15 protein-coding genes are annotated in these 14,719 nt (G+C 41.1%); 10 read left to right on the plus strand and 5 right to left on the minus strand.

What is annotated here, in order from left to right; translation table 11 throughout:
* The first annotated feature begins 91 nt into the window (after positions 1–91).
* Positions 92–2,248, plus strand: coding sequence for a response regulator (locus PF327_RS07965; protein ID WP_289402066.1), 2,157 nt, complete (start codon positions 92–94; stop codon positions 2,246–2,248).
* A 46-nt stretch (positions 2,249–2,294) separates the two neighbouring features.
* Here PF327_RS07965 and PF327_RS07970 read toward each other — a convergent pair whose 3' ends face one another.
* Genes PF327_RS07970 through hemW form a run of 5 tightly spaced genes read right to left on the minus strand, consistent with a single transcriptional unit; the run spans position 2,295 to position 6,330 of the window.
* Positions 2,295–2,927 carry a C40 family peptidase gene (locus tag PF327_RS07970; protein WP_289402067.1) on the minus strand — a complete coding sequence of 211 codons (633 nt, stop codon included), beginning with the start codon at positions 2,925–2,927 and terminating at the stop codon, positions 2,295–2,297.
* An 11-nt stretch (positions 2,928–2,938) separates the two neighbouring features.
* Positions 2,939–3,976 carry a tRNA preQ1(34) S-adenosylmethionine ribosyltransferase-isomerase QueA gene (queA, locus tag PF327_RS07975; RefSeq protein ID WP_289402068.1) on the minus strand — a complete coding sequence of 346 codons (1,038 nt, stop codon included), beginning with the start codon at positions 3,974–3,976 and terminating at the stop codon, positions 2,939–2,941.
* Between the two features lie 8 nt (positions 3,977–3,984).
* Complete coding sequence (gene tatC / locus PF327_RS07980; protein ID WP_008245356.1) at positions 3,985–4,776, minus strand: twin-arginine translocase subunit TatC; 792 nt, start codon at positions 4,774–4,776, stop codon at positions 3,985–3,987.
* Positions 4,776–5,237: a Sec-independent protein translocase protein TatB gene (gene tatB / locus PF327_RS07985; RefSeq protein WP_008245355.1), complete on the minus strand. Its 462-nt coding sequence runs from the start codon at positions 5,235–5,237 to the stop codon at positions 4,776–4,778. Before tatB ends, tatC begins: the two co-directional genes overlap by 1 nt.
* A gap of 37 nt (positions 5,238–5,274) precedes the next feature.
* Complete coding sequence (gene hemW / locus PF327_RS07990; RefSeq protein WP_289402069.1) at positions 5,275–6,330, minus strand: radical SAM family heme chaperone HemW; 1,056 nt, start codon at positions 6,328–6,330, stop codon at positions 5,275–5,277.
* Positions 6,331–6,564: 234 nt separating this feature from the next.
* On the opposite strand from hemW, the gene PF327_RS07995 reads away from it, so the two are divergent.
* From PF327_RS07995 to PF327_RS08035, 9 genes are read left to right on the plus strand one after another with little or no spacing between them, the layout of a single operon-like run.
* Positions 6,565–7,038, plus strand: a complete 474-nt coding sequence (locus PF327_RS07995) for an RNA pyrophosphohydrolase (RefSeq protein WP_008245353.1) — start codon at positions 6,565–6,567, stop codon at positions 7,036–7,038.
* Positions 7,039–8,244 (plus strand): aspartate kinase, encoded by a 1,206-nt coding sequence (locus PF327_RS08000; RefSeq protein WP_289402070.1) that lies wholly within the window; start codon positions 7,039–7,041, stop codon positions 8,242–8,244. It abuts the gene before it with no gap.
* Positions 8,245–8,249: 5 nt separating this feature from the next.
* Entirely contained in the window at positions 8,250–8,798 is a 549-nt protein-coding gene (locus PF327_RS08005; RefSeq protein WP_008245351.1) for a HobA family DNA replication regulator, read from the plus strand.
* Positions 8,795–9,409 carry a DNA polymerase III subunit delta' gene (locus tag PF327_RS08010; protein WP_289402071.1) on the plus strand — a complete coding sequence of 205 codons (615 nt, stop codon included), beginning with the start codon at positions 8,795–8,797 and terminating at the stop codon, positions 9,407–9,409. The genes PF327_RS08005 and PF327_RS08010 overlap by 4 nt, the downstream gene beginning before the upstream one ends.
* A 28-nt stretch (positions 9,410–9,437) precedes the next feature.
* Positions 9,438–10,577, plus strand: a complete 1,140-nt coding sequence (folP, locus tag PF327_RS08015) for a dihydropteroate synthase (RefSeq protein ID WP_289402072.1) — start codon at positions 9,438–9,440, stop codon at positions 10,575–10,577.
* 3 nt (positions 10,578–10,580) lie between these two features.
* Positions 10,581–11,228 (plus strand): SanA/YdcF family protein, encoded by a 648-nt coding sequence (locus PF327_RS08020; RefSeq protein WP_289402073.1) that lies wholly within the window; start codon positions 10,581–10,583, stop codon positions 11,226–11,228.
* Positions 11,225–13,171 carry an NAD-dependent DNA ligase LigA gene (gene ligA / locus PF327_RS08025; RefSeq protein ID WP_289402074.1) on the plus strand — a complete coding sequence of 649 codons (1,947 nt, stop codon included), beginning with the start codon at positions 11,225–11,227 and terminating at the stop codon, positions 13,169–13,171. Before PF327_RS08020 ends, ligA begins: the two co-directional genes overlap by 4 nt.
* A complete protein-coding gene (gene tlyA / locus PF327_RS08030; RefSeq protein ID WP_289402075.1) occupies positions 13,168–13,887 on the plus strand; it encodes a 23S rRNA (cytidine-2'-O)-methyltransferase TlyA in 720 nt (239 codons plus the stop codon). The genes ligA and tlyA overlap by 4 nt, the downstream gene beginning before the upstream one ends.
* A 2-nt stretch (positions 13,888–13,889) precedes the next feature.
* Positions 13,890–14,708: a bifunctional riboflavin kinase/FAD synthetase gene (locus tag PF327_RS08035; protein WP_008245345.1), complete on the plus strand. Its 819-nt coding sequence runs from the start codon at positions 13,890–13,892 to the stop codon at positions 14,706–14,708.
* Positions 14,709–14,719: the final 11 nt, after the last annotated feature.

Raw genomic sequence — 14,719 nt, forward strand, 5'->3', positions numbered from 1 at the left:
AATAAGTAAAAAAATAAAATCCTTCGATAGAATTGTAGTAGGGAAATGTCAGTATGGAGAGTATGAAATTATCAGAATAAGGTAATATCGTATGTATTTGAACAAAATAAGTATGGCCATTATAGGCTTAAGCAGTATGGGGTATGCACAAGCAGACCAAGGTGCAGGATCGGAAACTTTTTGGCTATGGATCGCTCTCTTCGCTTTGGGAATAGTGGGTATAGCTATATTATTTGTTACATCTTATCAAACACAGAAGTTAAAACAGTTTTATAAGTCCATGTTCGAGAAACAGTTGGAGATGGAAAGAAATCAAAATCTCCTACTTGCCAATATGAGTGAAAATGTTCATAATATTGCGAAGCAGACACTTGAAGAAACGCAGCAACTCTCCAAAACATCTACAAATAAAGATACAGTTTTAGGAAACACTGAAAGCAGACTTTTAGATGTGACACATGATCTTTTGGATTTTCTCAGGTTAAAATCAAAACAGGTTGAGATCGTCAATGAAGCATTTAATATTAATAACGTATTGAATGAAGTGTCAGGATCCATATGCTCACAATTTTTGGGTAGTAAAGCCGAACTTATTTTTGATATACATAAAAATGTTCCACGACACTTAATAGGTGACTCGCTGCATTTAGGACAAGCACTCAAAAGTATACTTGAATACCTGATGGTACAAGAGGAACTGGATGAAGTGAAGTTGGAAGTTTCTATGTTTGATACATTTGAAGAAAATGTGGAGTTACAGTTCCAATTCTCTGATAAAGGAAGGGGGATCGATCCTAAAACACTCGAAAATCTATTTGTACCTTATTATGATGTCGATACAGGTAAATACGTAGGTTTAGGCCTTTTTGTCGCCAATGCATTGGTGGATATGATGAAGGGAAAACTTACTGTTGAGAGTCGAGAAGAGAAAGGAAGTACCTTTACACTAACCCTGCCTTTTGACATAGTGAACAAGTCTGATCAGCGAAGATACCGCTTGCCTGAAAAGGCCCTGATAGAGAAAAAGGTGTTTATTGTTGACAGTAATTATAATTCAGCGTTGGCTGTCAAAAGAATGTTTACCTATTTCAGACATGAAGTGACGGTGCTTTCTAAAAAAGAATTCATGAAAACCATGCCTAACTTAAACTCTTTTGATATCGTTATTTTAGATGAAAGTCTCTTCGATATCAGATTGATCCAGTATCTCAATCAAATCAAGATGGGTAAAGAACTGAAAGTGATTGCCCTGAATTCACTGCTCCATTCCAATCAAAATAATGTTAATGATGAAGTGATCGATGCACAACTCTTTAAACCACTCAATCAAGAACGTGTTTTTGAAATGATTGTGAATATGTATAATATTAAAGTACCTGCAGTTGAAGAAGAACAGAAAGATGAAGCGAAACAGATACAAACATACAGAAGAGATTTCACTGAAACTAAAGGTGTGACGCAACACTCTTTTCAAGATTTTTCCGGTAAAAATATTCTTATCGTAGAAGACAACCTCATTAACCAGAAAGTACTGCTTAACTTGCTGCATCTTTCTGGAATAAATATCAGCGTTGCAAATAATGGACAAGAAGCGGTTGATATGGTTAAGAAGAGTCAGTTTCCATTTGACCTCGTGCTTATGGATATCAATATGCCTATCATGGATGGGTTTACGGCTACACAAATGATACGTCTCGAGAGTCAGTATGATGGAATGCCTATCGTTGCATTCACAGCATTGGTTCTGGACAGTGAAATACAAAAGATGTTCAACTGTGGCATCAATGCATTTTTGGCAAAACCGCTCAATATAGGTAAACTCTATACGGCATTTTCTACATACCTTGATGATACATCCAAAGTGGCAGCCAAGAAAAAAGAAGTTGAATCACAAAAGGCCATTAGCTATCAAGGGATCAATATTAATGAGGGTATCACCCATGCCAATAACAGTGAAGCCCTCTATCGCGAAATATTAAAAGAGTTTGCTACTGCATATGGCACCAGTGATGAGATCTTCACCAAATTGATCAAAGAACACCGATATGAACAGGTGAAGATGTTATGTATAGATATGAGAGGGTTGACAGGAGCTATCGGTGCAGAGGATATGCATGCGTTGATCAATGATATACTGCATAAGATCCTCTACAAGAAATATGAATTACTTGCCAATTATAATGAGAAGTATAAATTTGAGATACAAACCTTAAATCGTTCTATCCAGAAGTATATTAATGCAGCATGATGGCTGCTTTGATATGAAGGATAGATGCGTCCATTTGATCAACGTGTTAGCTCGGTACAGCTTTTTTAGGTAGTTTCATGCCTGGCTGCCAGGGTGTTGTATAGCGTGAAGTAGTAATTTCCATCTTTTGTAAGGGGACATCACAATTCATGTATTTGGCGCGTTCATCTTCACTCAAATAACGTTTACACACTTTCATACGTTTAACATAGATGGGTTCCTTCTCAAAGTGACTAACTATGACCTTCCTATCTTTACTGCTTGCATGTGCGAACCATCCATCACCAAGATAGATACCCACATGATTGATCTTTTTACTTCTTTTGTTCGGAGAACCAAAGAAGATGAGATCACCGTAATAGAGGTTCTTAAACTTCACCTCTTTGCCCATTTTTGCCTGTTCCCTTGCTACACGGGGGATCTCTATCCCCATAGATCCGTAAATATTATAGGTCAGCCCTGAACAATCAAAAGCATAGGGCCCCTCTTCTGCCCAGACGTAAGGTTTACCAAGATAAGAGTAGAGTAGCTCTTGGATGTTGTTTCTGTTGGGATTACAGGTTGTTTCAGGTTTGATGATGTCATAGTTTGGGTAGTTGTAGGGTTTCTTCTGTGCACACCCGTTCAAAAGAAACAGGGTTGAAATGAACAATAAAATATATTCCCCTCTCACTTTCATAGGTATCCTTTCTAAAGTATTAACATCGCATCCCCATAGGAGAAAAATCTGTACTTTTTCTCTATGGCCTCTTTATATAAGTCTAACGTTTTTTTTCTTCCGATAAAAGAAGAGACAAGCATGATAAGTGTGCTTTTAGGTAAATGAAAATTGGTGAGTAGATAGGTGACTCTTTGGGGCGGGTTGGAAGGATTTAAGAAGAGGTCACACTCCCCGTGTGTTTTTTTCGTTCGTGCATAATACTCGATCGTTCTGGTCACGGTTGTCCCTATGGCCAACACAGGGGTATCACTGTCAAGCACTTTTGCAGAGCTTTCCGGGATTTCAAAATACTCAGAGTGCATAGGGTGGTCGAGTATCTCTTCGGCCTCGACAGGTTTAAAGGTCCCCGCACCTACATGGAGTGTCACGGTATGTGTTTTATGTCTTTTTTCTAATTCCGCGAAAAGTTCAGGGGTAAAATGAAGGGAGGCAGTAGGGGCAGCTACAGCACCGGCATTTTTGGCAAAGAGCGTTTGATAATCTGTTTCATCTTCTTCCTTGTCTTCTCTTTGCATATAAGGTGGCAGAGGGATATGCCCTATGGCATCAAGCACCAGTACCAATTCCTCAAAACGTATCTCTTTGCCATGATGTGTAAATGTGACGATTCGTGAACCGTCATTATTCAAGCCTGTCACAGTAGCGACAAGTTCATCGTCAAATAGGAGTTCCGTACCTATCTTGACCTTGCCCCGGATGAGTACAAGATAATGGTGTGCATCAAGAGGTTTGTTAAAGAGGAGCTCTACCTGACCTCCACCTTGATTGTTGAGAGATCTTTTATGACCAAAAATACGTGCTTTTATCACACGGGTATCATTGAGAAATACATCACACTCTTTTGGAAGATACTCGAGTAAGTGTTTAAACGTAGTATGGGTCACTGTGTCGGTTTTTCTGTCATACACCAGCAGTTTTGCATGGTCTCTGGGTTGCACAGGTGCCGTAGCTATGAACCCTTCGGGGAGTTCATAGTCATAATTTTTTGTCAGAAGCTCTTCATTCATACAAAGGATTAGTGTGTGCTTTGGGCAGTTTTTTCATCTTCATCTGCCTCTTCACCTTCATCTTCAACGTGTGGGTTGACCACACGTACGATGAGAATAGAGAGACCATAAAGGAGGACAAGCGGTGCAGCCATAAGAAGCTGTGTCAGTACATCAGGCGGGGTAAGTAGTGCAGCCACCACAAAGATGATCAGTACGGCATATTTGAAAAAGTCTTTGAGAGTTTTATCTGTAACAAGGCCAAGAAGTGCCAAGAAATAGGCAAATACCGGTAGTTCAAATGCGATACCAAATCCCATCATGATCTTGGTAAAAAAGCCGACATAGTCTTCGATATTGATCAGCGGTGTATAGAGAAAAGAACCAAAAGTAATAAGGAACTGAAACCCAAATGGCGTCACGACATAGTAGGCAAAAAGCACACCTACAAAGAACATGATCGAACCGCCTATGACAAATGGAAGGATCATCTTTTTTTCATTACTGTACAGGCCGGGTGCCACAAAAAGCCAGATCTGATAGAGTATGAACGGCAGTGCACCGAGCAGACCTGCAAAAAACGAAACTTTCAGTGCGACAAAAAATGCACCACCTACCTGGTGGGTGGTTACCATCCCATCAGCAGCCTTTTTCGAAAGGTGTGCCACTTGGTCCAAAGCCTCATTCAAAGGTGCTGTGATCCATGCCAATATCGCCTCATGAAAGAAAAATGCAATGATAAATGCAATAAATACCGAGAGTACAGAGAGTCCGAGTCTTTTTCGTAGCTCAACGAGGTGGGGTCTGAGTTCACTAAACATTACGCATCACCTTCAGGTTTGTCTGTTGTTTCATCCGTCGCTTCTTTTTTCTTTTGCTTTTTTGGCTTTGTAAAGGTTATCGTGTCATTTTTTGCCTCAACCTGTGTGGCAATGGTCTCCTCTTGGGCTGTCTCTTTACTGTCAGAAGTTGTCTCTTTTGAAACTGCTTTAGAAGACTCTGTTGAGATCTCCTCCTCAAACTCATCAAAATCTATGTTTTTAAAATTTCTAAGTTCGTTCGTTGCCTCATCCAGTTGTTTTTTATAATTCAGTGCTTCTTCTTTAAGATCTGCAATTTTCATCTCCTCTTCAAGAGAACTTTTTGCTTCACTTACAGTCTTTTTGACACCTTTGATAAATTTGGCAACCTCTATCATCGCTTGAGGTAGCTTATCTGGCCCCAAAAAGAGTATCGCAACAATGGAAATGAGAAGTAACTCAGTAAAGCCGATACCAAACATAATATACCTTGTAATTTAATTGCTGTATTTTATCGAATTATCCTAAAATGTAGAGTGCGAGTTCATCACTCAAGAAGAAATTATCATTATAGTAATGTGTCTCATCGCAACGAAGTTTCTCTTTTTCACAAAGGGTATTTGCTTTTTTTATCATCGCTTCTGTAAGTAGGGCTTTCTCTACACCTACATTGCTGCGCAGGCCTAAAAAGATCTTTTCTGTCAGTAGCTCATCCGGAGTGAGTACTTCTTCTATGATACTAAGCGGGTCTGCAACATAGGCTTCAATATCGGTTTGGGGATAAAAACGTTTGTTTTTAAAAAATCCTACGGCACCAGCTCCTGCACCTATATAATTCTTGAGTTCCCAATACCCTCTGTTATGTCTGCTCTGGTAGGTACCGAAGTTTGAGATCTCATAGGCTTTAAAGCCCCGTTTTTCTATCTCATTCGTGACAAAAAAAGCAAGATCCTCATTCTCCTGTCTTACCTCAGGTGTCATTGAAAACTTTGTACCGTCCTCGATGGTCAGTTCATAGGCGGATATATGATCAATAGGAAGAGAAAAGGCTTCCTTTATATCATTCAAAAGCAGCTCTTTTGTGTCACCCTGGTAGTTGTAGATCAAATCTAAAGAGAGATGTTCATATCCCAGTGTTTTAGCAGTGTGTATGGCTTCTTTTGCCTGTTGTGGGTTATGTGCCCGGTTGAGTGCTTTGAGTTTTTGTGCATGAAAACTTTGTACCCCGAAACTGACACGGTTCACACCAAGTTTTTTCATACCCTCAAGCCATACTTTGCTTGCAGAGTTCGGGTTTGCTTCTGTAGTGATCTCTGCATTTTTTTTCAGGTATGGGTGAAGCAGTTCGAAAATGGAAGCATAGAGTGCTGGGTCTACCGTTGAAGGTGTACCTCCCCCTATAAAAAGTGTTTCAATACTTTGCGGTTTAGCATCAAAACGTTGCAGTTCAAATGAAAGTTGCTGATAGAGGGCCTTCATATAGTTGGACTGGGTTTCAAATTTGTCGACATAGGTATTGAAGCTACAGTAGTGACACTTTGAATCACAGTAAGGAATATGAAGATAAATTAGCAAATAGTTTTCTCACTTTTCAAATGTTTGTAACCGCAGTTTAGATAGAATAATATCAGAAAATTAGGAATGTATCGATAAATTTTAGTAGATCTAAAGTAAAAATACCATTTGGTACTGATTACCAAAAGAGACCTGTCTCTTTTGCTTTCTTTGAAAGAAGCACAGTACTAACGCGATAAAAGACTTTGAGTTTTGTTGCGTCCTATTGAATTAGAATGTGAAATGAGTAAAAGCATGCAAAAGAAAAAGAGCTATAGGCCTAATGTTGCAGCTGTCATACTCTCTTCCAAATATCCGGACAAGTGTGAGTTCTTTGTAGCACATCGAAGTGATATCAAGAACGCGTGGCAATTTCCTCAGGGAGGTATCGATGAAGGTGAAACACCTCGAGAAGCATTGAAACGGGAATTGTTGGAAGAGATAGGCTGTGATAATGTAGAAGTACTTGGGGAGTTTCCTGAATGGATCACCTATGACTTTCCTAAAAGGTCACGAGGTAAAACATACCCTTTTGACGGGCAGACACAAAAATATTTTTTGGTACGCCTGAAAGAGAGTGCAACCATCAATTTACAGGCATATGATATTCCTGAATTTGAAGAGTATGAGTTTGTAGAGTATGAACAGTTATTTAAAAAGGTGACCTACTTTAAACGCAAAGTGTATCGTAGAGTGATCGATTATTTTATAGAAGAGGGTTTGATATAGATGTTAGTTGTACATAAATATGGCGGTACAAGCGTTGGAGATTTAGATCGTATCGAAAATGTGGCCAACCGTGTAGCAAAAGCAAAAGAAGCTGGTAATGACATTGTAGTTGTTGTCTCTGCGATGAGCGGTGAAACCAATAAACTCATAGGGTATGCAGAACACTTTACGAAGAATCCTGCAAAAAAAGAGATGGATATGCTGCTCAGTTCGGGAGAACGCGTGACAGCTGCACTGCTATCTATCGCTTTGCAGTCAAAAGGGTATGATGCAGTAGCAATGACCGGACGTCAAGCGGGCATCGTGACAGATAATACACATACCTATGCACGCATAGAGTCCATAGACCCGACTGCAATGCAAGCGGCTATAGGTGTGGGGAAGATCGTTATTGTAGCAGGTTTCCAAGGGATCAATAAAGATGGTTCAGTGACCACACTGGGACGTGGCGGTTCAGATCTATCTGCTGTTGCATTGGCCGGAGCATTGAAGGCGGACCAGTGTGAGATCTATTCAGATGTAGATGGTATTTACACCACAGATCCACGTATCGAACCTAATGCAAAGAAGCTTGACACGATCTCTTATGATGAGATGTTAGAGCTTTCGTCACTGGGTGCGAAGGTGTTACAGAACCGTTCAGTAGAATTGGCAAAAAAACTTAATGTAAAACTATACGCTAAAAGTAGTTTTAGCGACAATGAAGGTACGCTTATCACAAAGGAGAGCAATAGTATGGAAGAAGTATTAGTAAGTGGTGTTGTCCTTGACAAAAACCAAGCAAGAGTGACACTTAGAGGTGTTTCAGACAGACCGGGGATCGCAGCAGAGATCTTCACAATGCTGGCAAAGGCGAACATCAATGTGGACATGATCATTCAAAATATGGGGACGGACGGTTCAACCAATCTTGGATTTACTGTACCGCAAAGTGAACATGAAAATGCCAAAAGATTGATGGAAAGCTTTGACCATGATATCCAAGGGATGGATTTTGATGAGCATGTATGCAAAGTCTCTGTTGTGGGTGTAGGTATGAAATCCCACTCAGGTGTGGCTGCGACAGCATTTACTGTACTGGCGCAAAGTAACATCAACATACAAATGATCTCTACATCTGAGATAAAGGTCTCTATGGTGATAGATGAGAAGTATGGTGAACTTGCCATCCGTACACTTCATGAAGCTTACGAATTAGACAAGTAGGGTAAATGCAGCAGCTTTTAAAGTGGACACTGGAGACCATTCGTGAAGAAGAGTCTTCTTTTTCATGGATGGAAGAGTACCGTTATGAATGGGCACCTTTAGCCAAAAGTGCTGTTTCTCAAAGTATTGAGGGAAAAACAGCGCTTATCATTACGGATGAATCATATGAGTGGTTTTCTCAATATATTTTAAAGAATATCAATGATATGAAAAAAAACAGACCATTGCTTCCTTTCTTCTGTCTATCGAGCTGTTTCCCTCATTTTCAAGAGATGAAATCGACACAGGACTTGCAACTTCTTGAAGATATGTTGGATATCTCTTATCCTAACGGTTATTATATTTGGTATATTGGTAAAGGAGATCATCCTTACACAAAACTCGCCTATAGAAATGAAAACAGCTTTTTATGGGTCATGGATGAAGAGGTCCAAGATAGTTTTGCCTTCCGTAGTTCGGATGCTTTACTGGATATTAAACTGTTACAGCTTTTTAAGCTTTTTGACAACACACTCTCAGCAGCACTTTTCGGGGATTTAGATTTAGAGTCATGAGACTAGTGAGCCAAGTGATCATCAGCAGTAATATCAATGACACGGTGATCCAGCTCGAAGGGCTACAACAAAATGAACGTTTTGTGAAGATCATCAAAGAGGATAATTTTTTAGTCGAAGATGCAAAACTTGCGATAGAAAAGGCGTATATGGCCAGTGATGAGACCACCGTCATTATCCTTGCTGCCAAAACATTTTCCCCTGTGGTACAGAACAAACTTTTAAAAGTGATAGAAGAACCCCCACCCAAAAAAGAGTTTATTCTTATTACACCGAACAAAGCTACGATCCTGGATACCATTCGTTCACGTTTACCTATTACGATGCATTCTTCGTATACAGAAGAGGAAGCGCTGGAGTTGGATCTATCTCACCTCTCTTTGGCTACGGTATATGATTTTGTACAAACCCATAAACGTACAGATGCCAAGGCAATGAAATCGCTTGTGGAACGTATCAGCAAAGATGCTATCTATTCACAGGCATATAACCTGGATGAAAAAACGTTAAATCTTTTTTCGAATGCTTTTATTGCTTTGGATATAGGATCACCGCCACCATTTGTACTTAATACCCTGCTTTTGAAACTTCTGGCTCGAAAAAAACGGTAAAATATACTAAGACTCTAAAGGGGCTTCTATGAAAATATATCAACTTGGACATATCACAGATAAAAAAGCAGCCCTTAAAGCATTGAATGTAGAGAGCGGTGGTATCAGTATCATGGCAAAGAAGATGGAACTGCTCCATTTCTTTATCAAAGACCTTAAAACACCCGCTGCAAATATACTCAAACAGGATGCCCTTAGCATAGGTGCAGAGCTTGCTGTACCTGGTGGGGTCATACTCTGTGAAAAACCTACCTATGACTGTATTCTTATGGGAACGAGAAAACATATGGAACTCCTCTCTAAAAAAGAGTTGGCACAGCCTTTTGGACTTAAAACGATCGCTATGGAATTGAAGAAATTTCTTGCTGTAAAAACCTATCCCACACAGATCATGGGTGTGATCAATGCCAATGATGACAGTTTCTTTTCTGGAAGCAGGTTCAAGGCTGAAGATGCCATAAAGCAGATCAAAGAGATGATAGAGAGTGGTGCAGATATCATTGATATAGGTGCTGTATCTTCCCGCCCGGGGGCAGATGAGGTAAGTGCAGAAGAAGAGTTGGCACGTATCAAACCTGTTTGTGATATCATCAAAGCTGAAAAGCTGTATAAAAAAGCAACGTTTTCTGTGGACAGTTATACACCTGATGTTGTAGCGTATGCACTGGATAGTGGATTTACGATTATCAACGATATTACAGGAGCAAGTGATGATGCTATCGTCGATCTTGCAGTGAAGTATGATGCCAGACTATGCATCATGCACATGAAAGGCACACCAAAGACCATGCAAAAAGACCCATATTATGATGATGTCATGGTGGAGGTCAGTGATTTTTTTGAGGCGCGTATCGCGAAATGTGAAGGTTTAGGGCTTGTCAGAGAAAATATCATCTTGGATGTAGGGATAGGCTTTGGTAAGGCCTTGGAACATAATCTGACCCTGATCAAGAACATGGCGCATTTTAAAATATTCGGCTGTGAAGTGCTTGTAGGTGCAAGCAGAAAATCAATAATCAACAAAATTAGTACTTCTACTACTGAAGAGCGTTTGCCAGGTACCTTAGCGATCCATTTGAAAGCGGTTGAGAACGGGGCTTCTATCGTGCGTTGTCATGATGTTGCCGAACATCAACAGGCTTTAGCAGTTTTGAGAGCGATGCTGTAAATCGTGGTACGTATACTAAAGTGGATCCTCGGTTCTGTTTTGCTCACAGTGATGGCACTGGTTGTGATCTATATCTCTATCTCAAAACAGGCAGAAGCGGATCTGTATCACACTATTGACAAAGTCCCGGCGAAAAAAGCTGCTTTGGTATTGGGTACAGCCAAATATATGGTAGGTGGCGGGCAGAACTACTTTTATACCTATCGTATTCGTGCTGCAGTCGATCTTTTTAAGGCAGGTAAAGTGAAAGCTATAGTGGTTTCCGGGGATAATAGTACCAAGTATTATAATGAGACAAGCAAGATGCAAAAAGATCTGATAAAAGCGGGGGTTCCAAACCGCTATATTACCATTGATCCTTTCGGGTTAAGAACCCTTGATTCTGTGGTAAGAGCTGAAGCGATTTTTGACCTAAAAGACTATATAATCGTCTCCCAGAAATTTCACCTTGAAAGAGCACTGTTCATCGCCAAATCCAAAGGACATAAAGCCATAGGTTTTATAGCAAAAGATATACCGGGTACAGCAGCTGCGTACAGGATGAAAGCTAGAGAGTATTTTGCGAGGGCAAAAGCTTTTTTGGATGTGTATATCTTGCATACTATGCCGAAATATGATGGAAAAAAAGAGAAAGTAAACTATAAACAATGACAAACGAACAATACCAAGAGAAGATCAAACTCCTTAAAAAATGGGCACATGCTTATTATGTGGAAGATAATCCCATTGCCAGTGATGAAGAGTATGACAGGCTTTACCATGAAGTGTTGGACTATGAAACAGAGAACCCTGCAGATGTGGCAGAAGATTCTCCTACAAAGCGTGTCGGAGGTATCGTGCGTGATGAGTTTTCCAAGGCGAAGCACATCAAACGTATGTGGAGTATGGAAGATGTGTTTGACCGAAATGAGGTCGTAGAGTGGTTGGAGCGTGTAGAGAAGAATATAGGGGAGTGTGAGTATTTCTGTGAGCCAAAATTTGACGGTGCGAGTATGAACTTACTCTATGAGGATGGGAAGCTGGTACGTGCCATAACACGTGGGGATGGTGTCGTAGGTGAAGAGGTGACGGATAATGTACGGACGATACGTTCTGTACCACTCAGTATCGATTATAAGGGGCTGATTGAGATACGCGGTGAAGTGGTGATACGAAAGGATGACTTTGAGCAGATTAATGAAGAGAGACTCGAAGCAGGAGAGAGCCTCTTTGCCAATCCTCGTAATGCAGCAGCGGGGAGTCTTAGACAGCTTGACAGTTCCATTACGGCTAAAAGAAGGCTGGTTTTTTATCCTTGGGGACTTGGAGAAAACACGCTTGAACATCGAAAACTTTCCGAGAAGATGGACTATGTCTATACTTTAGGCTTTTTGGAACCGCCGTTTGCACAGGATTGTAAGGGTATCGATGAGATAGAAGCTTTTTACCGTATGCTTATTGAGAAGCGTGATGAGATACCTATGATGATGGACGGGATGGTACTTAAGGTCGATGAGGTGGCGAAACAGGAGGAGCTAGGATACACGGTGAAGTTTCCCAAGTGGATGTGTGCCTATAAGTTCCCTGCAGTCGAAAAAGTCACTCAAATCAATGCGATTACACTACAGGTAGGAAGAACGGGTGTGGTAACACCGGTAGCCGAGATCGAACCTGTGAACATTGAAGGTGCGATGGTCAGCCGTGCCACACTACACAACTTCGATGAGATCGAGCGTAAGGATATCCATATCGGTGACTCTGTCATCATCATACGAAGCGGGGATGTGATACCAAAGATCATCAAAGTTTTAGAAGAACGTAGAGACGGAAGTGAAATGATCGTTACACGTCCTACAGTGTGCCCTACCTGTAACAGTGAACTGCTTGATGAAGGCACCTTGATCAAATGCCAGAACCTTCACTGCCCTGATCGTGTGATTAACTCGATCATCCACTTCGCGAGAAAAGGGTGTATGAATATCGACGGGTTGGGAAGCAAGATCGTTGAACTGCTGGTCAAAGAAGGGATCATCAAAGATATCCTTGATCTTTATTTCATCAAGTATGAAGATCTTGAACACCTTGAAGGCTTTAAAGAGAAACGTATCAACAATCTCATAGGTGCGATCCAGGCGACCAAGGGTGTACCGTTGTATCGTCTTCTGAATGCGATGGGTATAGAGCATATCGGAGAGGTAGCCAGCAAGGCACTGGCATTGGAGTTTGGGCTGGATATCGTGGATGCAACATTTGATACTGTGGTAGCCCTGGATGGTATCGGTGAAGAGATGGCAAACTCACTGCTTGAATTTATGCGGGTCAACCATGATTTTGTCTTGCAGCTTTTTGAAACGATAGAACCTACCGTAGAAGAGAAAGTGGAAGCAGAAGAGAACCCTTTCAAAAGTAAAACAGTGGTACTGACAGGGTCTATGTCTGTAAGCCGCGGTATCATCAAAGAGATGCTTGAAAAACTGGGGGCTAAGGTCAGTGGCTCTGTCAGTAAAAAAACAGACTATGTGGTCTATGGTGAGGATGCAGGATCCAAGTTGACCAAGGCTGAGAGTCTGGGAGTGAAAACACTGACGGAAGATGAGATGAGGCAAATGCTGTGAGACTGGATAAATATTTGGTAGAAGAGGGTTATTTTGAGAGTCGTAACCGTGCAAATGATGCGATCAAAGCCGGACAGGTCCTGGTAGACGGCAAGAAGGCCAAAGCTTCAGCCAAAGTAGATGAGAACAGCATCGTCGAAGTGGAAGATACGAAATTTTATGTGAGCCGTGCAGCGCGCAAGCTGGAGAACTTTTTGGCTGAGTATCCCATGGACTTGAAAGGGAAAAGAGCATTGGATATAGGTTCCAGTACGGGTGGCTTTGCTCAGATCATACTTGAGAATGGTGTGACAAGCCTCTCCTGTGTGGATGTAGGTAAAGACCAACTGCATGTCTCACTTCGCAACAATGCAAAACTTTCATTGTATGAAGAGACTGATATCCGAGAATTTAAAAGTGATGTTGGTTTTGAACTGATCACTTGTGATGTTTCGTTCATCTCCATACTGCAGATCATTGAGGACATAGACAGACTTGCTCACAACGGTACAGATATCATTATACTCTATAAACCACAGTTCGAAGTGGGGAAGGATGTAAAGCGTGACAGCAGAGGTGTAGTACAGGATATTGATGCGATAGCCAGACGCAAAGAGGCATTTGAAGCTCAGGCTGAAAAGCTGGGATGGGAGCTTTGCTACCAGGCACGTTCGCAGGTCCAAGGTAAAGAGGGTAATCAAGAGTATCTGTATCATTTTAGAAAGAAGGAGAAGTAGCGTTGTCTTTGCGAAATCAGATCAAGCATATCGCCATAGGCTCATTTGACGGTATACATCTTGGACATCAGGCGCTTATAGATAAGGTAGATGCACTGGTGATCATAGAGAGAAATACCGGTTACTTGACACCGGGATACAAACGTTCACTTTTTACTTCTAAAGCATGCTGCTTTTACCATTTTGACAAGATAAAATCATTGACACCTGAAGCATTTGTCCATAAACTGGAAGCTGATTTTCCTGCACTCGAAACGATCGTAGTGGGGTATGATTTTCATTTTGGCAAAGATAAAGCAGGGAATGCGCAGATGATGAAAACACTGACGAATAAAGATATCTCCATCGTTAAACAGGTCACACTTGGGGAGACACCGGTACACTCCCGTATCATCAAAACGTATCTGCGTGAAGGAAAGATCGAACTGGCAAATCAATTACTGGGTAGAACCTATTATATAGAAGGCAGGGTGGTGCCAGGACAGGGACTGGGTAAAAAAGAGTTGGTTCCCACGATCAATTTGCATGTACAAGAGTATCAACTCCCAATGGAAGGTGTCTATGCCACACGTACCTGTATTGATGGTCAATGGTTGGACTCTGTAAGCTTTTTGGGGCATCGTGTGACAACAGATGACTCCTATGCCGTAGAGACACATATCTTAGAACAAGAGATCGGTGAAGTAAGTGGAGAAGTTGCACTGGAATTTGTAGACTTTATCCGTATGAATCAAAAGTTTGATAGTTTAGATGCCCTGAGGGAACAAATTCTTGATGATATCACGGCAGCAAAAAAGAGATTATCATCAAATGAGATCTAGAGAGGTTTGAC

The organism is Sulfurovum xiamenensis (assembly GCF_030347995.1).
Taxonomy (GTDB): Bacteria; Campylobacterota; Campylobacteria; order Campylobacterales; family Sulfurovaceae; genus Sulfurovum; species Sulfurovum xiamenensis.